Consider the following 22231-nt stretch of genomic DNA (forward strand, 5'->3'; position numbering starts at 1 on the left):
TTCGAAGACGATGGGCGCGGCGGGTTTCGAACCTGCGACCTCTCGCGTGTGAAGCGAGCGCTCTCCCACTGAGCTACGCGCCCTCAGGGGACACAGGAGTCTAGCGGCGGAACCAGCCGCGTTTGCGCGGTTGCGCGTCCGCGAATGGCGGCGGAGGAAGCGGGCGGCCTTCGAGGATCGCGGCCGGGACGGCGGTCGTCATCCATTCGCCGCGCACGGGATCGACGGCGGCGACCGCTTCGCGCAGGGAGGCGCGGCCGCCGCCGGCGCGGTGCAGGTCGCCCGCGATGACGTGGGCGTTGCCGTCGGCGATCAGGCGCTGGGCGAGCTTGCCCGCGCGCCCGCCGCCCACGACGGAGGCGGCGGTCACCTGGACCAGTACGTCGCCGTCGACCAGTCGCAGCAGTCGCGCCGCGTCCTGCTGGAAGGAGCGGTTGCGTTCCGGGTGGGCGAGCAGGACGCGGAAGCCGCGGACGCGGATCTTGAACAGGAGGTCCTCGAAGATCGGCGGGAGTTCGCCGTAGGGCGTCTCGACCAGCAGATCTGTGCCCCGCCCTCCATAGGACGCCGACCGCAAGTCCTCGTCGGTCGCGCTCTGCGCCCACAACACGTCGACCTCGCCGCCGGAGACCACCCGCAGCCCCACGCCCGCCGCGTCCAACGCAGCCTGCAACACGCCCACGTGCGAGGCCAGGTCAGCGACCTGGATCGCGGGGTAGTCGGCGCGCAGGTGGGGGGTCGCGGCCATGACCGTCACCCCGTTCGACACCGCCTCGCGCGCCAACGCGATCGCCGCCTCGAGGTCGGGCGAACCGTCGTCGAGCCCTGGCAGCAGGTGCGAGTGGAGGTCGATCACGTGCGCGACCCTAGCCGCGCGACGAACCTGCCGGCAACGCCCCGCCCGCCTTGGTCACCCAGCGCACCGGCCAGCCACTCTGCGTCCTCGGCGGCGAGCGGCCGCAACACCAGCGCGGCGCCGACGCCGACGAGTGTCCCCACGACGACAGCGGCGATCGACCCGAGCAGCGTCAATGCGATCCATGCTCCCAACGCGACGAGCAGCGACAGCAGGACCGCTCGCACCAGCGGCGCGATCGGAAGCGAGACCGGACGATGCAGCGAGACGGCCAACCACAGGCACGGCACGCCCGCGACCATGATCGCCGCGCCGTTGGCGATCGCCGCGCCCACGGCATCCAGCGACGGGATCAAGAGGAACGCCAGGCCGACGTCCACGACCGTCGCGGCCAGCCCGGCGATGACGATGAACAGCGGGCGTCCGAGCCCGTACAGGACGCCCTCGCTGACGCGCAGCATCGGCTGGAACACCAGCGGCACGAGCATCACCAGAAGCACCGGCCCGGCGTCGGCGTAGTCGGAGCCGTAGGCCAGCTCCAACAACGCCGGACCCGCCACCGCGACCCCCGCGACCAACGGCAAGGTCGCGAGCACGAGCAGCCGCATCGCGCGCCAGAAGCCGCGGCGGATGCGCTCGTCCTGGCCGGTGCCGACGAGGTTGGCGACCGCCGGCATCGCCACCGTCTCGACCGTCTCGGGCAGCTTCGAGAGCCCTGAGATGGCAGCGAAGGCGATCGAGTAGAAGGCGATCTGGGCGTCCGTGGAGTAGTGCTGCAGGATGAAGAGCTCCGACCGTCGCCAGACGACGAAGCTGATGATCACGATCACCGAGGTCTGCCCCGCGAACGACCAGAAGCGCCTCTTGAGCTCCTCCGACGCGGGCTCGATCTCCGGCAACCGCACGACCAGCCGGCGCGCGAGCGCGGACGTCCAGACCAGGTTCGCGAAGACCGCGACCGCCTCGACCGCGAACAGCCCGCTGATGCCGCCCCCGAGCTCCAGCGCGACGATCACGGCCGGGACCGTGAGCACGCCGGTCACGAGCCCGGGCAGCCACGCTTCGCGCCACCGCTGCGTGCCGGACAGCAAGGCCGCCGGGACCGCCTGGAGAACCGAAAGCGATGCACTCAGACCCGCCAGGATCCAGGCCGTCCGCGGCTCGCTTCCCATCGCCACGGCGACGAGCAGCACGAGCAGCACGAGCACCGCGCCGACCGCCTCCACCCGCCGCGTCGTCCGGTACAGCGACAGCGCCTGCCCGCCCTTGCGCGCCCCCAGCAGCTCGGAGATGAAGCGGCTCAACGCTCCCGGAAGGCCCGCGGTCGCCATCTGCACCAGGGCCAGCGCGACGAACGCGATGTAGCTCTGGCGCCCCATCTCATCCGGGCCGAGGTAGCGCGCCACGACGATCGAGAGGACGAGCAGCTGCGCCTGCGGGATCACGCGGCTGAGCAACGTCCAGAGCCCGCCGCTGACGATCGCGGGCGCGTTGGTGGCGCCCAGGTCCAGCTCAGGTTCAGGCAGCGACGGCGTGCTCATACACCGCGAAGTAGGCGGCCGCGACCGCGTCCCAGTCGTGCCGCGCGGTCACGTACGCGCGCGCGGCGTCCGCCAACCCGGCCGGGTCGCGCAGGACGGACACGAGCGCCGCGGCGAAGTCGCCGTCGGAGTCGGCGATCCGCAGCTCCGCGCCGTCGTGGACCGCGAGGCCCTGGCACGCCAGCGGCGTCGCCACGGCCGGGGCGCCCGCGGCCATCGCCTCGAGCAGCTTGTTCTTGATCCCGGTCCCGCTCACCATCGGGCACGCGTACACGCCGGCGCCCCACAGGTACGGCCGCAGGTCGGGGACGTCCGCGATCACCGAAACCCCCGAAAGCGCCCGCAGCCGCGGGCCGGGGGAGCGGCCGACCAGGGTCAGCGCGGCGTCGGGAAGCGACTGCCGGACGAGCGGCATGATCCGCTCGGCCAGCCGCAGCGCGGCCTGCTCGTTCGACGGCGCGTCCAGCGCGCCCGTGAACACCACCCCCGCGCGTGGCCGTCCATCCGGAGCGAAGTGCGCCGCGTCGACCCCGTTCGGGATCGTCGCGGTCCTCAGCGACGGGTCGAGCCGCGAGACCTCGTGCGCATCCTCGTCGGTCACCAGCACGACCCGCCGGTACGGGCGATACGCACGCGCCTCGAAGCGCCGCACCGCGCGCTCCTGCGATTGCCGCCAGACGCGCTCGAGCCCGGTCGCCGATGCCACCTCGGCGTGCACGTTGCGATGCCACGCGTCGAGCGGCGCGATCACGGCGGGGAGGTCACCCAAAGCGGGTGCGATCGGCGCGAGCGTTCCCAGCATCACGTGCGCGACGTCGAACGATCGAGTCGCGAGAAACTCCGGCAGGAAGCGCAGGAACGGTGCGGACAGCCGCCGCGCCTCGACCGGCTCCTGCAACGTCAGGGCCGCGCCCCGCAACGCCCACGCGCGGCCTCGGCCAGGCGGCGAAAGCGCCAACTCGTGCAGCTCGATCCCCGCCGGCGGCTCCCCGTCCTGGTCGGGATGGCGGAGCGCGAGCACGGTCACTTCTGCCCGCTCCGCCAGGCGCGCGCACAGTTGGGAGAGGACCAGACGCGACCCGTTCAACGGTGCGCGCGGCGCCTCGGAGGCGCAGAGGAGGATGCGCACCGCGGCCATGTTGGCAGCATGTGCCCCTTGCGCGACCCGATCCCGGCAGTCGTCATCTCTCCGCTGCTTCCCGAGCCGCCGGTGACCGGTGGCCAGAAGCGAACGCTCCGGTTGTTGGAGGCGATGGCCCGCGCCGGGCTGCAGCCGCGCATCCTCACCACCGACACGGGCGAGCCCGGCGCGGCCGAGCAGCTGCGGATGCGCGGATGGGCGGTCGAGATCGTCCCGGAGCACGAGCGGACGCGGCTGGATCGGCTCCGGCAGCACGCGCAACGGCTCCCGAGCCCGTTCCTGCCCGAGCTCTCCACCCGCCTCAAGACGCTCGCCGCCGACGCTGCTCTCGTCCAGTACGAACACACCCAGAGTGCGTACTACGCCGCCCCGCCGGGGGTTCCGACCGTGCTGAGCCTGCACAACGTCGACTCCGCCGCGGCGCGCACCTCCGCCTCGGGGCGGCGCGGCGTGAGCTGGCTGCGGGAGCGCAACCGGGCCGCCGCGCTGCGGACGGTCGAGCGTCGCGTCCTCCCGCACGCCGACCGCGTGCTGTGCGTGTCCGAGGACGACGCGACCGCGGTCACCCGCGCCGGCGGCCACGCGCTGCTCGCCCCCAACGGCGTCGACGACGAGTTCTTCTCCGTCAACTGTCCCGGCGACGACGATCGCGTGCTGTTCTTCGGGCACTTCGGCTACGAGGCGAACCGGCGTGGGATCGAGCGCTTCCTCGCCGAGGGCTGGCCGGAGGTCCTGCGGGCGCGACCCCAGGCGCGGCTCGCGCTCGCGGGGGGAGGGATGGACGGCTCGCTGCCTCGTGTCGACGGCGTCGACATCCTCGGCCGCGTCGCCGATCTCCCCGCCGTCGTGGGTGCGGCGCGCGCGGTGGTCGTCCCGATCTGGGAGGGCGGGGGAACGCGGTTGAAGGTGCTCGAGGGCCTGGCGGCCGCGCGCGCGGTCGTGTCGACGCCGCTGGGTGCGTCGGGCGTCGGGTTCGAGCACGGGCGGCACGGGCTCCTGGCCGAGTCGCCGCTCGCGCTCGCGCACGCACTCGCGAGTGTGTTGGCCGATTCGGGCCAAGCCTCGACCTTGGGTCGAGAGGGTCGGATTCTGGCGGAACGATTCCGGTGGAAAGAGGCGCTTTCCGCCGCTTCGGCGTTCTACTCGGAAGTGATGGGTCGCGCCCGGTTCGCTGTCTGACTGCGGTTTCATCGGACGACGGTCGATGACCTAGATAGGGCACCATTCCCATACGACAAACGGCAAACCCGCCGCAAGGCGGGGACGCAAAGCCACGGGACCCTCAGGTCAAGGGTCAGCCGGGCTACCGAAAGGGGCACCTCTGGTGAACATCACGACGAAGGTCATCGCTGCCGTTCTGGCCGCACTGGTCGCCGTGCCTTCAACGGCGCAGGCCGCCGGCGTGGTCGGGCACCTGCGGGTGGCGATCGACTCCAACGCGGCGAACGCGGCCTACACGCCGGCGCGCGACGACGTGGTGATCCTCCAGCAGTACCAGGCCTCGCGGGTGCCGCAGCTCAAGGCGGCCAACCCGAACCTCAAGGTCCTGATGTACAAGAACCTCTCGGGGATGACGGAGCGCACGTCGTCCGGGTTCGTCTCCGGCGGCGTCGCCACGCAGGACGCCGCCGCGCACCCCGAGTGGTTCCTGCTCAACACCAGCGGCCAGCGCTTCACGTCGCAGTACTTCAACTGGGTGTGGATCGCGGACGTCGGCAGCGCCTCCTACCAGCAGCAGTGGGCCGACAACGTGCTCGGCGAGATCGCCGCCGGCGGGTGGGACGGCGTCTTCATGGACGACACCAACCCGACGATGTCGTGGCACTACGACGTCAGCAAGATCGCCAAGTACCCGACCGACGCGGCGTGGCAGGCGGCCACGCGCTCGGCGCTGGTCTCGATCGGCGCGCGCTTCCGCGCCGCGGGCAAGCTGGTGATTCCGAACTTCTCCAACCAGAAGTCCTTCCCGACCGTCATCAAGGACTGGATGGGGCTCGTCGACGGCGGCATGAACGAGCAGTTCCTCAAGTGGGGGACGACGACCACCGGCCCCGAGTCCTATGACCCGCCGGACTACTGGGAGCTGCAGCTCAAGCAGATGAAGGAGGCCGAGGCCGCGGGCAAGTACTACCTCGGCATCACGCCCTCTACGGCGACCGACCGCGCGGCCGCCCGCTACGGCTTCGCGACGATGCTGCTCGCCGGTGGCGGGAAGCTGCAGTTCACGCTGCACGACGACTACACCAACGAGCGCTGGTTCGAGGAGTACGACTACACGATCGGCACGCCCACCGCGGCCGAGATCAAGGACGCGAGCGGCGTCCACCACCGTGCCTTCTCCAACGGGCTCGTCTACGTCAATCCGACGGCGAGCGCGGTCCGCGTCGACTTCGGTGGCGCCTACACGGGCTCCGGCCTCTCGAACGCGACGTCCGCGACGCTGCAACCACGAAGCGGCCTGGTGCTCGCCAAGGCAGGTGATGGCGCGCCCTTTCAGACCCTCGCGCCGGGTACGGACGACCCGACGCAAGGTGGTAGCGGTGACGGCCCGCAAGAAGGCACGCCCACACCGACTCCAACGGCATCACCCAGCCCGACACCGACGGTGACGCCGGCGCCGACGGCTACCCCGAGCCCGACCGCGGCCCCGACGCCGAGCCCGACCGCGACGCCCACGCCGACCGCGATTCCGACGCCGACGCCGACGCCGACTCCGACGCCGACCGCAGTACCGACGCCGTCGCCGACTGCGACGCCGAGCCCGACCCCGACGTCGACCCCGACGCCGGGTCCGACGCGCATCGCGGTTCCGACCCCCGCCCCGAAGGCGCGGCCGACGCCGCCCCCGGCGCCCACCGTCGTGCGCGTCAAGTGCCCCAAGACCCGGCCGTGCCGCGGCATCGTCGAGCTGCGCAGCGGCACGACCGTCGTCGCCAGCAAGATGGTCACGGTGCCTGCCGGGCGCACGGTGAAGGTGCGATTGACGGCGCCCGTGCTGGCCACGACCTCGCGGCGGAGCACGCCAGCGCGGCGCGTGCGGGTGCGGACGACCGGCTCGCTCAGCGCGACGCTCGGCGACTGAGCGCGCCGGCGTAGAGCTCGAGCATCCGCTCCGCGGTCCTGACCGCGGAGCGTTCGTGGGCGGCTTCCCGCCCGGCTCGCGCGCGCTGACCCGCCAGCACCGGGTCGGCGAGGAGCTCAGCGATGGCTGCGGCCAGCGCGACCGGGTCGCGCGGCGCGACGAGCGTCGCCGTTCCCGGCGCCGCGTACTCGGGAATCCCGCCCACGCGGCTGGCGACGACCGGAATGCCGGCCGCCAGCGCCTCGAGCATCGCCAGCGGGCTGTTCTCCATGAGCGACGGCAGGACGAAGATCGAAAGCTGCCTGAGCGCCTGCGCGCCGGGGACGTAGCCCGCGAACTCGATCGGCAGGCCCGCCGCGCGCGCCCGCAACTCCGCCTCCTGCGAGCCGGTCCCGAAGATCACGAAGCGCGTGTCCGGCAGCCGCCGCGCCGCCTCGATCAGGTACTCGAGACCCTTCACGGGCTCGAGCAGAGCGATCGTGCCGACGCGGTCGCCGCGGGGGAGCGCCGCGTCCGGCACGTCGACGCCGTTCGGAACGACGACGAGCTCGCCGACGTCGTAGCCGACCCGCTCGGCCAGCAACTGCGCCATCGCGTGCGAGGGCGTGACGAGGACGTCCGTGAACCGCCGCAGCCCGCGGTCGAGGCCGCGGTAGGCGACGCGCGCCTTGAGGGACGGCGCCGCGTCGGTGAGGAACGGCTCGGGAAGGCCATGGAGCGTGTGGACGCGCAGCGGGCCGCCCACGCGCGGCACCACCCGCACCCACAGGCCACTTCGCCGGTCGTGGGTGTGGATCACGTCCACACCCGCCAGGAACCGGTGGACGCGCACCGCGCCGACCGGGTCGAACGGGCGCTCCAGCGGCAGCACCGCCACCCGCGCACCCACCGCCGCGAACCGCGACGCCGCACGCTCGTCCACCGCCACCGCGCGCACGTCCACGCCCAAGCCGACCAGATCGCGCGCGAGCAGCACGGCGTGCTCGAGCGGTCCCCCGCGGGGGATCGACGTGACGAGCCCGACCCTCACGCGTCGCCGGAGGCGGCGGGCGGCGGTATCGCGAGTACCGCCGCGAGGCCGCCGAGCAGCCACAGCGGCACCGACGTCTGCACCGACAGGAAGTTCGCCGACACGATCGCCACGACGAGCGACGCCTGGACCGCGGCCGTGAGTCGCAGGCCGTCGGCGTCTTCGGCCACCTCGAATTGTCTTCGCGCCCGTACCGTCAGTGCCCACGACCCGCCGACGAACGCCAGGAAGGCCAGCAGCGTCGGGATCCCGCCCTCCGCCAGCACCTCGAGATAGGCGTTGTGCACGACCGGGTCGTCGAGGTTGAGGGGATCGTTGCGGACGTAGTTGCGCGCCTCGACGCCGAAGCGGCCGGGCCCGACGCCGAGCAGCGGATGGTCCGCCGCCATCGACGCCGCCGCCCGCCAGTACTGCTTGCGCGACTCGACGTTCGCCGTCGCGACCTTGCTCTTGGCCGCCAGGCGCTCGTCGATCAACGGCCGCCAGAGCGTGAAGGCCAGCAGCACGACGCCGGCGACGACGAACAGGCCGGCAAGGACGCCGCCGACCCGCGTGCGCCGCGTCGCCACCGCCCACAGCACGACCGCGGCCAGGCCGACCAGCGCGCCGCGCGAGAGCGTCCCCAGCAGGGCGAGGATCAGGACGCCGGAGGAGATCACCCACCAGGTCCGCCAGCGCCGGTCGCGCAACGTCAAGTAGACCGCGAACGGCAGCACGGAGGCGAGCAGATAGGCGAAGTCGTTGGCCTCGCCGATCGGCCCGCTCACACGGTCGACGTCGCCCTTGATCAGCAGCACGACGCCGTAGAGCGCCGCGGCCGTCGAGGAGATCACGAGGACGCGCAGCAGCGTGACCATCTGCGCCCGCGACCGGATCAGCTGCACGACGAGGAACGAGAACGCCGCGAACAGGAGGTAGCGCAGGGTCTTGTTCAGCCCTGACGCGACGTCGCCCGAGGCCATCAGCGACAGCAGCACGAGCATCGTGAAGATCACCAGCGACGGCAGCGTCGGCGGCAGTCGGACGTCCTCGTCGCGCGTCAGCGAGCGCAGGAAGTAACCGACCAGCAGCAGCGCGCCGATCAGCTTGATCATCGAGACCGTCTCGGTGGGGATGCCGAGCATGTCGTCCCAGGGGAACGCGGCCACCATCAACAGCAGCAACGCGCCCGCGTTGAAGACGACGAACCCGAGGACGATCAGGACCGCCGCCGCGGCGATGGCGAACAGCGGCGCGAACGCGGTCGGAACGGCGACCGCCACCGCGATCAGGACAATCAGCGGCCACTCACCGACGCGGATGCCGACCCGCGCCCCGCCCATCACACAGCTGCGCCCTCAGGGCTGGTGTAGTAGTAGCCGCCGGTCGCCTCGAGGTCCTGACCGGACTGGTTGAGGATCATGCCGAGCAGGTTCGCGTGCACGAACGAGAGGCGCTCGATCGCCGTCTGCAGCGCGACGGGCTTGGCCGAGCCGGCGCTCACGACGACCAGCACGCCGTCGCAGTGCGGGGCGATCAGCCGGGCGTCGGAGACGGGCAGCACCGGCGGCGTGTCGATCAGGATCAGCGCGTCGAGGTCCCGCAGGCGCTCGACCAGCGGCGCGAAGCGCACGTGCAGCATCTCCGTCGGGTCCGGCGGCAGCGGCCCGCTCGGGATCACCCACAGGTTCGGGAAGCCGGACGGCTTCAGGTTGATCTGCGGGTTGCGGACCGAGAGCAGGTTCGAAAGGCCGGTCGAGTTGTCGACGCCGAAGATCTTGTGCTGCATCGGGCGGCGCAGGTCGGCGTCGACGATCACGCAGTCGATCCCGATCTGCGCGAGCGCGGCGCCGAGGTTGGCGGTGACGGTCGACTTGCCCTGGGCGGGATCGGGGCTCGTGATCTCGATCACCCGCTTCTCCTCGGCGAGGAACTGCACGTTGGTGCGCAGCGCGCGGTAGGCCTCCTGCAGGCCCGTCATGCGCTCCTGGTTCCAGACCAGCGAGGCGGGCACGCGCTGCAGCGCGCGCTGGCGCGGGAGCCGGCCGACGACGGGCCGGTCGGTGAGATCGTTGAGGTCCTGCGGCGTCTCGATCCGGCGCCGTACCCGCTCCATCACGAGCGCGTAGGAGATGCCGGCGAGCAGGCCGAGGAGGATGCCGATCGCCACGATCAGCGGCGGGCGCGGCTGGATGGGCGTCGTGGGGGCGGTCGCCGGGTCGATCGTCGACACGCTGATCAGCGGGTTGTCGCGGATCGAGTCCGAGAAGGCCTGGGCAGCCGCACGGGCGGTGTCCGCGGCGTCGTTGGGCAACTCGGCCGAGCCGGAGATCCGCAGGATGCCGGTGCCCCCGACGGTCGAGGTGCTGATGTCACCGGGGAGCGGACGCCCGAGGATCTGCTGCGCGCGCGAGCGGTTGACGCTCGACTTCGCGGTCTCGGCGTACGTGCTCAGCAGCGCGGTGAGGTCGGTGGCGCTGATCAGCCCCGTCTTGGTGTCGATCTTCGGCGTCAGCGCGAGCGTCGTCGTCGCCTCGTACTTGGGCGGCGTGACGAGGGCCAGGGCGGCGCTGAAGGCGACCGTGAGCATGACGACGGCGATGACGCCGAATCGCCGCTTGCTCAGGATCGCGAGGAGCTCGGTGAGCTGCACGTTTCAGTGATGGTAGGTGGAGAGCGCTTGGTAGGTGGAGAGGTACGCGTCCACCATTGCATCGGCAGAAAAGCGCTCGCGCACGAGCCTCGCGCCGGCGGCCCCCATCTCGGCCCGCTGTCCGGGGTCGTCGAGCAGCTCGCGGACCGTCGCCGCGAGGTCCTCAGGATCGAAGCTCGCGATCCGCACGCCGTCGAGCTCGCGCATCCCGCTGACGGGCGTCGAGACCACCGGCGTGCCCGCCGCCAGCGCCTCCAGGACCGCGATCGACTGGCCTTCGGAGTCGGAGGTGACGAGCAGGAGCTGTGCGCGGGCGAGCAGCGCGCGGGCGTCGTCGCGGGCGCCGAGGAAGGTCACGCCGGGCGCGTCGAGCGCCTCGCGCAGGGAGCCGTCGCCGACCACGACGAACTTCGCCTCCGGGACACGCTTCGCGACCTCGAGGAAGCGCCCGGGGTTCTTGACCGGCTCCAGCCGGCCGACGAACAGCACGCCCTCGCGCGCGGCGTCGTCGCCCCCCGGCGGCGGCGGATCGATCCCGTTGTGGATGACCCGCGGGACCGCCGGGGCGAACATCGGCAGCACGCCTTCGGAGACGACGACCACCTCGTCGGCGGCGCGCAGCAGCAGCTTCGCGGCGCCCGCGCGGTCATCGGCGGCGGCACCGTGATGCGTGGCGAGCAGCGGCGGGCGGCGCGGTCCGCGGGCAAGCCGGATCGCGGCGCCGGCGATCACCGTCGCCTTCGCGTTGTGGGCGTGCACGACGTGGGGGCGGAACGACCGGACGAAGGCTGCCTGCCGCGTCGTCCATTCGATGACGCCGAGCGGCGAGCGTCCGCGCTCGGGCAGGACGAGGCGCTCGACGTCGCCCAGCTGCGCGTCGAGCGGGCCGGCTGCGCCCGAGACCGCGACGTCGTGACCACGCGCGCGAAGCCCTGACGCGAGGCTGACGACCACCCGCTCGGCTCCCCCGAGGCCCAGGCCCGGGCTCGCCAGCAGGATCCGCACGGGCCGGGAGGCTACAGAGTCGCTCCCGGGATGCCGACCACACGGTGCAAGATGACCCGGCGCCTCGCGCTCATCTTCGCTCTCTTCGCCACCGCCGCGGTGCCCGCGGTCGCGGCTGCCGCGCCCGGCCGGGTCACGCTCGTGCGCGCTGCGGGAGCGTCGGGCGACCTCGCCTGGTCGCGCGCCCACATCTGGCGCATGCACGGGACGACCGCGTGGGACCCCGCGACGACGTGGGTGCGCCGCAGCGCCTACGCGCTCGATTCCGCCACCGCCGCCGCGCACCCGGACTGGGTGCTCAAGGACGCGTTCTCCACGCAGCTCTATGTCGGGTCGTCGCTCGCCGGCGACTTCGGCAACCCGGCCTACCGCGCCTGGTGGATCGCCCAGGTGACGGCGCAGGCCGCCGGGGCCGCGGGCGTCTACGTCGACGACGTCGCGATGGAGCGCCGCGCGTACTACGAGGACGGCTACAGCGCGAGCATCCGCGACCCGCGCACCGGCGCGACGATGTCCGAGGCCAACTGGCAGCACTACATGGCGGACTTCATGACCGAGCTGCGCGCCGCGCTTCCCGCCGCCGAGATCGTGCACGACGTGGTCTGGTACAAGGGCGACGCCCGCGCCGACATCCAGCGCGAGCTCTCCGCCGCGACGGCGGTGGCGCTCGAGACGCCGTCGACCGCGGGGTCGACCGGGACCTACGGCTGGGAGACCTTCGCCGGGTACGTCGAACGCCGGGAGGCGGCCGGGCTCGGCGTCGTCCTGGACGCCTACGCCGACGCGCCCATCGCCCGGCAGTACTGGCTCGCGAACGCGCTCCTGCTCGACACCGGTGCATTGGCGCTCGGCAACGACGCGTGGACCGCGCCGAACCGCTTCTGGACCGGCTACGCGCTGAACCTCGGCACGCCGGCGGGTCCGCGCTCGAGCTGGTCGGGTGTCTGGCGGCGAGATTTCGCCCAGGGGCTCGTGCTCGTCAACCCGCCGGGCAACGGCCCGCGCCCGGTCGTGGTCGGCAGCGGCTACGTCGACCTCGACGGTGTCGTCCAGACCCAGCTGACGCTGGCGCCGGGTACCGCGATCGTGCTCCGCAAGGCGCCGACCGCCACCGCCCCACCGCCGCCCGTCGCTCCGGTCGCGACGCCCACCCCGGAGCCCGCTCCGGCCCCGGGCAAGCCGGGTAAGCGCCCGGGCAAGGCGAAGGCGCACAGCGCGGGCGCCGCGACTCCGCTCGAGACGCGCACCACGGTGTCGCTGGCGCGTGCGAGGGTCACGGGCCACGTCACGGGCGCCGTCAGTGGCTTCGCGCGGGTGACCGTGCAGCGCAAACGCGGGAGCGGGTGGGTCACGGTGCGCCGCGCCAAGGACTCCGTCTCCAAGCGCGGGAACTTCGCGGGCGACATCACGCCGCTCGCGCGCGGCACGTACCGCGTGATGGCGACCTTCGAGGGCACGGGCACCGCTCGCCCCTCGAAGTCCGGCTACAAGGTCCGTTCGCTCTAGCATCCGCGCCCTATGGCGCGGATCGCCCTCGTCTGCGAACCGCCCGACGGCGGTGCGGCGGAGCACGTGGCGCAGCTCGCGCGTGGACTCGGCGCGCACGGGCACGAGGCCGTGGTCTTCGGGCCCGAGGCGTTCGCGCCGGCGCTCGAGGGCGTCGTGCGGCTGCCGTTCCGGCGTGATTACGCGCACCCGCGCGAGGATGCGCGGGCGTTCGCGACGCTGCTGCGGAAGCTGCGGGCCTTCGAGCTCGTCCACGCGCATTCGGCGAAGGCCGGAGTGCTCGGCCGGCTCGCGGGGTGGAGCGTGCGGCGACCGGTCGTCTACACCCCGCACGGGTTCCCGTTCGTGGGGGAGATGCGCGAGGCGCGGCGGGTGTTCTCCCACGTCGTCGAGCGGCTGCTGGCGCCCCCGACCGCCGCGATCATCGGCGTCTGCGCGTTCGAGCGCGACCTGGCGCGAGCGAACCAGCTCCACCCACGGATGCTCGCCGTCGTGCACAACGGGTCGCCGCCGTGCGGCGAGGTCGCCGCCCACGCCCGCTCGTCGCGGCTCGTCGTCGGCACCGTCTCGGCGCTGCGGCGCGGGAAGGGCGTCGACGTGCTGCTCGACGCCGTCCCTGCGATCCTCGCCGCCGTGCCGGAGGCGGAGATCGTGATCGCCGGCGACGGGCCGCAAGGTGACGAGCTGCGCGCCCATCCTTCCGCCGGCCGCGTGCGCTGGGAACCGTATCGGCCGCCGGCGGCCAACCATCTGCGCGAGCTCGACGTCTACGTCCTCGCGTCGAGCTGGGAGGCGTTCCCGATCGGCCCGCTGGAAGCGCTGGCGTGCGGCGTGCCGCAGGTCGTCACCGCCGTCGGCGGCACCCGCGAGGCGGTGGTGCCGGAGACCGGCCTGCTGATCCCCCCGCGCGACCCGCAGGCGCTGGCGCACGCGGCGGTCGAGCTCCTGCGCGACCCGCAGCGCCGCGAGGCGATGCGCTCCGCCTCACGCGAACGGCACGCGGCGCAGTTCACGGTCGACCGGATGGTCGCCGGCACCGCGGCGGTCTACGACGCGGTGCTGTCTAATACGCGCCGCGGCCGGAGATGACGGCCGGCAGCGTCGCCAGGAGGATCTCGATGTCACGCGCGAGCGACCAGCCGGCGACGTACTGGTAGTCGAACTTGATCATGTCCTGGAACGGGATGTGCGAGCGGCCCGAGACCTGCCAGGGGCCGGTCAGCCCGGGGCGCAGGTCGGCGCGGCGCGACTGCCAGGCCTCGCTCAGCGCGGCGTGCTCGGCCAGCACCAGCGGGCGCGGGCCGACGAGGCTCATGTCCCCGAAGAGCACGTTGAGCAACTGTGGCGCCTCGTCGAGCGAGAAGCGGCGGATGATGCGACCGACGCGGGTCACGCGGTCGTCGTCGCGGGCCTTGACGATCGCTCCGTCCTCGCGCACGAGCACGGTCGAGTCGACCTTCATCGAACGGAACTTGTAGAGCTTGAAGAAGCGCCCGCCGCGGCCGGAGCGCTGCTGGGTGAACAGCACCGGGCCCTTGGAGTCCAGTTTGATCGCGACGGCGATCAGCGCGAGCAGCGGGGAGAGGATGAGGATGGCGATCGTGGCGCCCACGACGTCCAGCGTGCGCTTGGAGAAGCGCGACAGCGGCGAGAACGTCGGCTGGCTGATCGAGAGCAGCGGCATGCCGCCGACCTGCTCGATCGTGCGCGCGCCCTCGAGGAACTCGAACAGGCGGGGGACAATGTCGACGGTCACGCCCGCGTCGCGGCATACGCGGATGGCGTGCAGCAGGTCCTCGTGGCTGGCGCGGGTGAACGCGATCATCACGCGGTCGACGCGGCCGAAGGTGATCAGGTCCTGCAGCGAGTCGAGCGTCCCGAGACGGGGGATGCCGAGGCGGCCGGGCTCGTGCACGTCGTCGTCGATGAAGCCGACCGGGTCCAGGCCAAGCTCGTAGTGGCGCTGGAGGCGCTGCACGAGCTGCAAGGCAACCGTGCCCGAGCCGAGGATCAGGGTGCGTTCTCGCAGCGCCGGCGAGCGATGCAGGCCGACGCGCGCGGCGGCGCGGCCGATCCCGGCACCCGCGCCCGTTATGACGGCGGCACTCAAGGCGCCGACGACGGGCGCGCTCGCGTCCAGCGCCGTCAGCAGACCGAAGATCGGCCACGAGACGAGCAGCGACGTGACCGCGAGGCGCGGGGCGTCGCCGATCCCGCTCGCCCACGAGCGCAGGTCGTCCAGCGCATACAGACCGCAGACGTACGCGAGCACGGGCCAGCCGAGGCCGATGGCCAACGCGACGACGGGGACCTGGCGGAAGCTCAGCCCTGCGGCGAGCGCCGCGATCGCACCCGTGAAGGAGCCCGCGATGATGTCGGCCGACAGCAACTGCCGGCGCAACTGTGAGTTACGACGCCCTGCCGGGGGCTGCGCCGGGACGAACGTCTCGGTCAGAACGTCCGTCGAGACGCTCAGACTTCCCGCTGGATCTGCCGATGTCGCATTCGTGCTCAAGACCGCGTCCTTGCTTGGCCGAGGCAATCATGCCCAGGAATTCTGAGTATCAATCCCCCGCCTCCGGTCGTATCACGCACCGTCTTCCAGACTGTCGTAGGACGGGGTCCTGGGTCATGAATCGGCCTCTACTGGTCTGCGCTTGAGCCCGCCCCGTCCGGTGGCCCACGCCCGCGCCCGGTTTGGCGCCTGGTTTCTAACCCTACCTGGGCTGGCGACGGTGTGGCTGGGCTTTCGGGCGGGTGGGTTCTTCCCCGGGCAGGTCGGTCTCGTGGCGTTGACACTCGCCATTGTTCTTGTCGGGCGCATGACAGTGGCCCAAAAACCGTTCGAAGGCTGGAGTTCCGCTCTTGCACTCGCATCCGGTGCAATGGCTGGATTGGCCGTCTGGACGCTCGCATCGGTGATTTGGTCGGACGCGCCGGCGCGCGCATTGTCCGAGTTCGATCGCACCCTGCTCTACGGCTTGGTTCTGGTGCTGACCGGCACCTCAGCGGGTCGCATCGGAGATTTGTCCATATTGCTCCGCTGGACCGCTTCAGCCTTCGCCGCGATCGCCTTGGCGGGGCTGGTCACCCGACTTCTGCCGGAGACCTTCCCGATCTCGGCGGGCTTCCTCCCGGAACGTGTCTCGTTCCCGCTCACCTACTGGAACGCGATGGGGATCGCGTGCGCCGTCGGCGCGCTGCTGACGCTGCACCTGACGTCGAGCGGCCGCGAGCCAGTCGTCGTGCGGGTCGTCGCCGCGGCGCTGCTGCCCGTCTTCGCCGTCACGCTCTACCTGACGTTCTCGCGCGGCGCGATCTGGGTGCTGCCGATCGGACTCGTGCTCTACGTGCTCCTGGCGCAGCCGCGCGGCATCGTCACCGGCCTCGCCGCGGGTGGGATCCCGGCGGCCGTCGCGACGAAGATCGCCTACGGCAACGAACTCCTGGCGCGTGCGGACTACGACTCGTCCGCCGCCGCGGCTGCTCAAGGCCGGCACGTGGCCCTCGTCGTATTGGTGTGCGCGCTGGTCGCGGCGGGACTGCGCTTCGCCGCGCTACCGGTCGACAGGCGGATCGAGCGGATCGAGTTCCCGCGCGAGGCGCGCTGGCTGCTCGCCGGGGGCGTCGTCGTCGCCCTGCTCGTGGGCGCCGCACTCGCCAACGCTCCGCGTCGGATCTCTGACGCGCGCGCGACGTTCACCCAGGGCCAGTACATGGAGTACTCCAGCGACCTGCGCACGCGCTTGACCTCGGCGGTGGACAACGGCCGGATCGACAACTGGCGCATCGCGCTCGACGGCTTCAAGGCCAACCCGTTCCACGGAACCGGCGCCGGCACCTACCGGATCACGTGGGACCGCCACCGGCCGCCGCCGCCGGTCAAGGTCAACGACGGCCACTCGCTCTATCTGGAGACGATGTCCGAGATGGGCGTGGTCGGCCTGCTTCTGCTCCTGACCGCGCTCGGCACGATCCTGATCGGCGGCGTGCTGCGGCTCGGCGGGCCCGAACGCCACGCCTACGGCGCGTTCGTCGCCGCCGGCACGATGCTCCTGATCCACGCGGGGATCGACTGGGACTGGGAGATGCCCGCCCTGTTCGTCTGGCTGTTCGGCGCCGGCGGTGTCGCACTCGCGTCGCGACAGCCTCGGCTCGGCGAGATGGGACGGATGCCGCGGGTGATCGCCGCGCTCGCGGTGCTGGTCCTGGGGATGACGCCCGCGCTCTTCGCCTACTCGCAGCCGCCGCTGGACCGCGCCGTCTCCGAGTTCGCCGTGCGCAACTGTGACGCGGCGATCAACGATGCTTTGACCGCCACCGAGCGCTTCGGCACGCGGCCGGAGCCCTGGCAGGTCCTCGGCTACTGCGACGCGCGGCTCGGCCAATACGCCCTGGCGCGCCGCGCGATGGACGCCGCCCGCTCACGTGACCCGAACAACTGGCAGTACGCCTACGGGCAGGCGATCGTCTACGGCGTCTCGGGCCTCGATCCGCGGCCGTTTGCGCGCGAGGCGCTGCGGTTGAACCCGCTCGACCCTGATGCGGTTGCGCTGGTCAAGAACTTGGCCGCCGCGAAGACGGCGGCGGCGCGGCGCGATGTCACCGTGACGGCGACGATCCCGCAGGGCTAGGTGGGTTGAACCTCAACTGCGCCGGGTGGGGGAGGGGGGAGTGGCAGTGCCACCCGTTCCGGGCTGCCGTGGGTCCGCTCGGCGCTCGGCTCTGTTGGGGTCGAAGTGCCGTGCTGGGATACCGGCAGTTACGGGCGTGGTGCTGACACCCCCGTCCGCGCCGGGCCTTGCGGTGATCGGTTTCGGCGAGCAACGAAGTCATGCGCGTGGGGGGTGAGGAACAAATGCGTCCTGTGAGGACGCAAATGTTCCTCACCCCCACCAGCGCGCCAACTCGACCAGTGCGAACCTGATCGAAACCCGCGATCCGTCCCTCGAGCGCGCATGGTCGACCACGGCGACCGGGACAGCGGACTTACGGCAGCCGGGGACGGGTGGCTCGCCACTCCCCCGCCCGGCGCAGTTGACTTTCGTCCCTTAAACACATGTGGCCGCCGAGCCCAAACTCGGCGACCACACACAAACGGGAGTTACTCGGAGCGCGTGCGGCGGCGAAGCACGAGGCCGCCGGAGAGCAGCGCGAGGCCGCCGAGCAGAACGGGGATCGCCGCGAAACCGGTGAACGGGAGCTGGCTCGTCTGGGCCGCGGCTGCGGCCTGGCGGGTCGGCTGGGTCTCGGTCTCCTCGGCGGGGAGGACGCCCGAGCCGGTGGTGGTCGCCGGCTTCGTCGCCGTCGTCGGGGCGTTGTTCGCCTCGGCGGGGAGGACGCCGCCCTCACCGCAGACGTCGGACGGGTTGACCGCGCCGCTCTTCTGGTCGGTCGGCGTGGCCGTGCAGACCGGGGTCGGCGTCGGCGTGGCGCAGCTGCCGGCCGGGCTGGTCTTGTTGTCCGTCGGCGTCGGGGTGCACTCTGCGGCCGGCGTGACCGTGGGCGTCGGCGTCGGGGTGGGCGTCTCGTACTGGGCGACAGCGGCGTTCGTGCCTGACTGCGCCGAGCCGCCGCCCTGGATCGCAAGGCCCGCACCGGCGGTGCTGAAGAGCATCCCGGAGACGAGCAGACCGAGGATGGCGATTCGTGACTTCATGGACTGGCTACTCCTCCGTGAGGGATCCGCCGCGCGGCGGCGAACTCGCTGCTTAATCTCGTCCAGCTCCAATTCCGTGGCCTGAGGCCGCTCATCCTTCAGGAGCCGTATGACGTCGTCGAACTCGGTCATCGCACACTGATACGAAGCTCGACCCCGATTCCTTACTGGCGAATCTTTGAAAGACGACGAGTTCGAAGTTCTGTATAGCGAGCAAGCCCAGGGCTTGTTTGCGTTTCTGGTCTATCGGACGAATGATCGATCGCTGGCCGAGGACCTGCTGGCGGACGCGTTCGAGCGGGCGCTGCGCGGCAAGTTCAACCCGCGCAAGGGGTCGGCGAAGACGTGGCTCTACACGATCGCACTCAACGTGTTGCGCGATCACGTCCGCCGGACCACCGCCGAGGGGCGGGCCTACGCGAAGGTCGACGTCGGGGCGGAGGGCGCGGATCCGTTCGCGGGCGTCGAGGTCCGCGACGAGCTGTTGCGGGCGTTGAGCGTCTTGGCGGCGGAGGAGCGTGAAGCGATCGCCCTGCGCTTCGGCGCCGATCTGACGGTCCCCGAGATGGCGTCAGTGCTCGGCGTGCCGCTGACCACGGTCGAGGGCCGCGTCTACCGCGCGCTGCGCAAACTCCGCGAGGCGCTAGCCTAGGGCCCGGACCGTGCTAGGCGGGGCAGTAGCGGCGTCCTATATCCGCAATCCGCTCTAGCGGAGCTGAATTCCCTCTCGAGGGGCACGGCTCCGGGCCAACGTACGCTGCCACGGCGTCGATGGTCGGGTCCCGCACGACGTCGGCCCGTGAATCAGGTCAGGTCCGGAAGGAAGCAGCCTTAAGCGGTCACCGGTGGGCGTCGCGGGGTCGCCCGATCGGAGTCAGTGAGGCGGACAGTCCCTGGAGGCCGACTTCGACAGAGGGTGCACGGTCCACTTCTTTTGGCGGGTGGCGGCCGGCTTCGCCGGCGCCGACCCGCCGAAAAGAAGTGGACTGTCGAGTGATCGCTAGCGCTCACACTCGCGGGCACAGCGCCTCAGCAGTGGCTGTACACGACCCAGGACGGGTTCTCCGCCGCTCGCTGGAACCCCGGCGGCACGCTCGCCGTCAGCGTCTTCGGGTCGTGCGGGTCGAGCGTGAAGTTGCGTCGCACCCGCTCGTTCGCCGGGTCGAGGTAGACGCCCTTGGTCGGCTGCTCGAGCTGGGCCGACACGATCTCGCCCGGCGGGATGCCGGTCCACAGCGCGACGTGCGGGACCGGGCGGTGGTTCGGGACCGCGACCGGGCGGCACGGAATCTCGTCGGTGATCGCGTGCAGGTCGGAGAGGATCTCCTGCTGGGTGCCCATCGAGCCGCGCAGGTCGTCGATCCGATTGACCTGGCCGGGGGCGAAGACGACGAAGGCGAGCAGCACGACGGCGCCGATCGCCATCCAGCGGTTTCGCCACGGGTCCTCGCGGTCGAGCTGCAGCCAGCCGAACATCCCGGCGCCGCAGAAGATGGCCAGGATCGCGGCCGGCAGCAGCAGATAGCGACCGAGGATCGGCAGGCCGGCCGCCGCCAGGACGCAGAAGGCGGCGATCGAGACGAAGCCGGCTGCGATCGGCAGCGCGGCCTTTCGGCGCATCAGCGCCAGGACGAGGATTCCTCCCGCGGCGGCGCCGAGGAGGCCGGGCTCGCGCAGGATCTCCCCGAGCCGGCGCGGGACGGTGCTCGGGACGGCGAGCAGGCCGGTCGTGCGCTGCAGCACCTCCGCGTTGTCGCGGGTGCCGAGCAGCGAGTGCAGCGGGTCGCCGGCGAGGACGAGGTCGTGGGCCATCCAGATGACCGGCGCGGCGGCGGCCCAGGGCAGGAGCTTGAGGTCGCGTTTGTAGGCCGCGTAGGCGAAGGCGAACAGCCACGCCTCGGGCCTGAGCAGGCCGGCGAGGCCGAGCAGCACGAGGACGGTTCGCGGTCCACGGCCGCGGGCCTCGGCGAGGACGGCTCCGAGCGCGAGGGCGACGTACGGGATGTCGACGTAGGCGCGGACGCCGAAGCTCAGGACCGGGATGCGGGTGAGGATCACGATCCCCGCCACGGCGCCGGCCGCCGGCCCGAACCAGTGGGCGCCGAGCTCGTAGGTCACCCACGCCAGCGCGCCCAGCGACAGAAAGGCGATCACGACCCAGAGCGTCTGACCCGCGTCGCCGAACGGCGTCAGGACGACGCCGAGCGCCGTCGCGAGCGGATGCGGGGTGGGGGCGACGGGGACGCTGAAGTCCGGCTGGCGCAGATGCGCCACGTCGCCGCCCCACAACAGGCTGTACGCGGTGTCGTAGTTCAGGAAGCCCGCGCCGACCAGCGCCCACGCGACGAGCGCTCCGAGCGGGATCATGATCGCCGCGCGCACCCCGAGGCGGCCGAGGGCGCCACTAGACTCAGACAGCCCGTGGCCGCTTCTTTGTACCGCCGTCATCGCCCCCGCACGTTCGCAGACGTGGTCGGCCAAGAGCATGTCGTCCGCACGCTCTCCAACGCGATCGAGCAAGGTCGCGTCCACCACGCGTACCTGTTCGTCGGCTCCAGGGGCACCGGCAAGACGTCCATGGCCAAGATCCTGGCGGCTTCGCTGAACTGCCAGGGTGAGGCCGGCGGCGGCACCGGCCCTTCCGGCCCGACGATCACGCCGTGCGGCACCTGCGAGTCCTGCCGCTCGATCGCGACGGCGACCTCCTTGGACGTCGTCGAGATGGACGCCGCGTCCAACAACTCCGTCGACGACATCCGCGACCTGCGCGAGCGGGTGGGCTACGCGCCGGTGGGCGGCGGCTACAAGGTCTACATCCTCGACGAGGCGCACATGCTGACCTCGGCGGCGTGGAACGCGTTCCTCAAGACGCTCGAGGAGCCGCCGCCGCACACGATCTTCGTGCTGGCCACGACCGAGGCGAACAAGGTGCTGCCGACGGTCGTGGACCGCTGCCACCGCTTCGACTTCGGGCGGCCTTCGGTCGTCCAGATCGCCTCGGTGCTCCGCCGCGCGGCGATTTCCGAGTCGATCGAGATCCCGGACGAGGCGATCGCGCTGGTCGCCCGGTCGGCGACGGGCTCGTTCCGCGACGCGCTCGGGACTTTGGAGCAGCTGCTGGCGTACTCGGGTTCGTCGATCGTTCTCGACGACGTGCTGGCGGTGTTGGGCGCCGCCGACGCGGACCTCCTGTTCGGCACGCTCGACGCGATCTCGGCCGGCGACGCCCGCTCCGCCCTGCTCGCGGCTGCGCGGTTGGCCGACTCGGGACGCGATCTCGGCCGCTTCTTCGGCGATCTGGAGGCGCACGCCCGCGGCCTGCTGATCACCCAGGTGCTCGGCGCCGTCCCGGCCGAGCTGTCGGTCACGCCTGAGCAGGACGAGCGCCTGGCCGAGCAGTCCAAGCGCGTCGGCGGTGCCGAGATCGTCCGCCTGCTCGAGCTGATCGCCAACGCCCTGCGCGCGATGAAGGACGGCGCAGATCCGCGCACCCAGCTCGAGCTCGCCCTGGTGAAGGCGGCGAAGCCCGATCTGGAGCCGACCGTCAAGGCGCTGCAGGCCCGCATCGCCCGGCTGGAGAGCGCTCCGCCGGCACCGGCGCCGCCGCGCACCCCGGACCGTCCGGAGACCCCGGCGGGCCGCGCCACCTCGGCGCCCTCGACCCCGAGCAGTGGCACGCCCGCGCCGGGCCCAGCGTCCGCGGACCGCGGCACACCGGCCCACGCGGCCGGCACACCGGCGCACGCGGCCGCCACGCCCGCGCCCGCCACCACGACGCC

General features: G+C 71.9%; 17 protein-coding genes, 1 tRNA gene, 1 other RNA gene and 1 riboswitch. Of the genes, 8 read left to right on the plus strand and 11 right to left on the minus strand.

Translation table 11 applies throughout. The features are described 5' to 3' along the window. Window positions 1–11 precede the first annotated feature (11 nt). The 4 genes from OM076_RS04820 to OM076_RS04835 all read right to left on the minus strand — a co-directional run bounded on the left by OM076_RS04820 (window position 12) and on the right by OM076_RS04835 (window position 3535). A tRNA-Val gene (locus OM076_RS04820) sits at window positions 12–83 on the minus strand. A 17-nt stretch (window positions 84–100) separates the two neighbouring features. After that, window positions 101–856, minus strand: coding sequence for a tyrosine-protein phosphatase (locus tag OM076_RS04825; protein ID WP_270038323.1), 756 nt, complete (start codon window positions 854–856; stop codon window positions 101–103). After that, a complete protein-coding gene (locus OM076_RS04830) occupies window positions 853–2397 on the minus strand; it encodes an oligosaccharide flippase family protein (protein WP_270038324.1) in 1545 nt (514 codons plus the stop codon). The genes OM076_RS04825 and OM076_RS04830 overlap by 4 nt, the downstream gene beginning before the upstream one ends. Beyond that, complete coding sequence (locus tag OM076_RS04835) at window positions 2375–3535, minus strand: glycosyltransferase (RefSeq protein ID WP_270038325.1); 1161 nt, start codon at window positions 3533–3535, stop codon at window positions 2375–2377. The genes OM076_RS04830 and OM076_RS04835 overlap by 23 nt, the downstream gene beginning before the upstream one ends. 18 nt (window positions 3536–3553) lie before the next feature. Between OM076_RS04835 and OM076_RS04840 the strand changes: the two genes are divergently transcribed. Continuing rightward, window positions 3554–4717: a glycosyltransferase family 4 protein gene (locus tag OM076_RS04840; protein ID WP_270038326.1), complete on the plus strand. Its 1164-nt coding sequence runs from the start codon at window positions 3554–3556 to the stop codon at window positions 4715–4717. Window positions 4718–4768: 51 nt separating this feature from the next. After that, window positions 4769–4849, plus strand: a riboswitch (cyclic di-GMP riboswitch). A gap of 13 nt (window positions 4850–4862) precedes the next feature. Then, window positions 4863–6620, plus strand: a complete 1758-nt coding sequence (locus OM076_RS04845; protein WP_270038327.1) for a putative glycoside hydrolase — start codon at window positions 4863–4865, stop codon at window positions 6618–6620. Here the strand turns inward: OM076_RS04845 and OM076_RS04850 are convergent. From OM076_RS04850 to OM076_RS04865, 4 genes are read right to left on the minus strand one after another with little or no spacing between them, the layout of a single operon-like run. Further along, the gene (locus OM076_RS04850; RefSeq protein WP_270038328.1) at window positions 6598–7650 is read right to left on the minus strand and encodes a glycosyltransferase family 4 protein; all 1053 of its coding nucleotides are present in this window, start codon (window positions 7648–7650) and stop codon (window positions 6598–6600) included. The two genes, OM076_RS04845 and OM076_RS04850, sit on opposite strands and share 23 nt — an antisense overlap. Continuing rightward, entirely contained in the window at window positions 7647–8972 is a 1326-nt protein-coding gene (locus OM076_RS04855; RefSeq protein ID WP_270038329.1) for an O-antigen ligase family protein, read from the minus strand. The genes OM076_RS04850 and OM076_RS04855 overlap by 4 nt, the downstream gene beginning before the upstream one ends. Then, window positions 8972–10282 carry a tyrosine-protein kinase domain-containing protein gene (locus OM076_RS45855; RefSeq protein ID WP_270038330.1) on the minus strand — a complete coding sequence of 437 codons (1311 nt, stop codon included), beginning with the start codon at window positions 10280–10282 and terminating at the stop codon, window positions 8972–8974. The genes OM076_RS04855 and OM076_RS45855 overlap by 1 nt, the downstream gene beginning before the upstream one ends. A 3-nt stretch (window positions 10283–10285) precedes the next feature. Next, window positions 10286–11287: a glycosyltransferase family 4 protein gene (locus OM076_RS04865; RefSeq protein WP_270038331.1), complete on the minus strand. Its 1002-nt coding sequence runs from the start codon at window positions 11285–11287 to the stop codon at window positions 10286–10288. 51 nt (window positions 11288–11338) lie between these two features. Here OM076_RS04865 and OM076_RS04870 point away from each other — a divergent pair, with 51 nt between their 5' ends. Both OM076_RS04870 and OM076_RS04875 read left to right on the plus strand, forming a co-directional pair. Further along, complete coding sequence (locus OM076_RS04870; protein ID WP_270038332.1) at window positions 11339–12793, plus strand: putative glycoside hydrolase; 1455 nt, start codon at window positions 11339–11341, stop codon at window positions 12791–12793. A 12-nt stretch (window positions 12794–12805) separates the two neighbouring features. Continuing rightward, a complete protein-coding gene (locus OM076_RS04875) occupies window positions 12806–13882 on the plus strand; it encodes a glycosyltransferase (RefSeq protein WP_270038333.1) in 1077 nt (358 codons plus the stop codon). Here the strand turns inward: OM076_RS04875 and OM076_RS04880 are convergent. Further along, window positions 13857–15182: a sugar transferase gene (locus OM076_RS04880; protein WP_270038334.1), complete on the minus strand. Its 1326-nt coding sequence runs from the start codon at window positions 15180–15182 to the stop codon at window positions 13857–13859. The genes OM076_RS04875 and OM076_RS04880 overlap by 26 nt on opposite strands. A gap of 646 nt (window positions 15183–15828) precedes the next feature. On the opposite strand from OM076_RS04880, the gene OM076_RS04885 reads away from it, so the two are divergent. Then, window positions 15829–17427, plus strand: a complete 1599-nt coding sequence (locus OM076_RS04885; RefSeq protein WP_270038335.1) for an O-antigen ligase family protein — start codon at window positions 15829–15831, stop codon at window positions 17425–17427. A gap of 470 nt (window positions 17428–17897) precedes the next feature. Here OM076_RS04885 and OM076_RS04890 read toward each other — a convergent pair whose 3' ends face one another. Beyond that, window positions 17898–18452, minus strand: coding sequence for a hypothetical protein (locus tag OM076_RS04890; protein WP_270038336.1), 555 nt, complete (start codon window positions 18450–18452; stop codon window positions 17898–17900). A gap of 178 nt (window positions 18453–18630) precedes the next feature. Here OM076_RS04890 and OM076_RS04895 point away from each other — a divergent pair, with 178 nt between their 5' ends. Further along, window positions 18631–19104 carry an RNA polymerase sigma factor gene (locus OM076_RS04895; protein ID WP_270038338.1) on the plus strand — a complete coding sequence of 158 codons (474 nt, stop codon included), beginning with the start codon at window positions 18631–18633 and terminating at the stop codon, window positions 19102–19104. Between the two features lie 8 nt (window positions 19105–19112). Further along, window positions 19113–19376, plus strand: an RNA gene (ffs, locus tag OM076_RS04900) — signal recognition particle sRNA large type. A gap of 105 nt (window positions 19377–19481) precedes the next feature. On the opposite strand, the gene OM076_RS04905 is transcribed toward ffs, so the two are convergent. Then, a complete protein-coding gene (locus OM076_RS04905) occupies window positions 19482–20819 on the minus strand; it encodes a hypothetical protein (RefSeq protein ID WP_270038340.1) in 1338 nt (445 codons plus the stop codon). Window positions 20820–20873: 54 nt separating this feature from the next. Between OM076_RS04905 and dnaX the strand changes: the two genes are divergently transcribed. After that, a partial coding sequence (gene dnaX, locus OM076_RS04910) for a DNA polymerase III subunit gamma/tau (protein ID WP_270038342.1) occupies window positions 20874–22231 on the plus strand: 1358 nt, incomplete at its 3' end.

It is taken from the genome of Solirubrobacter ginsenosidimutans (assembly GCF_027587205.1).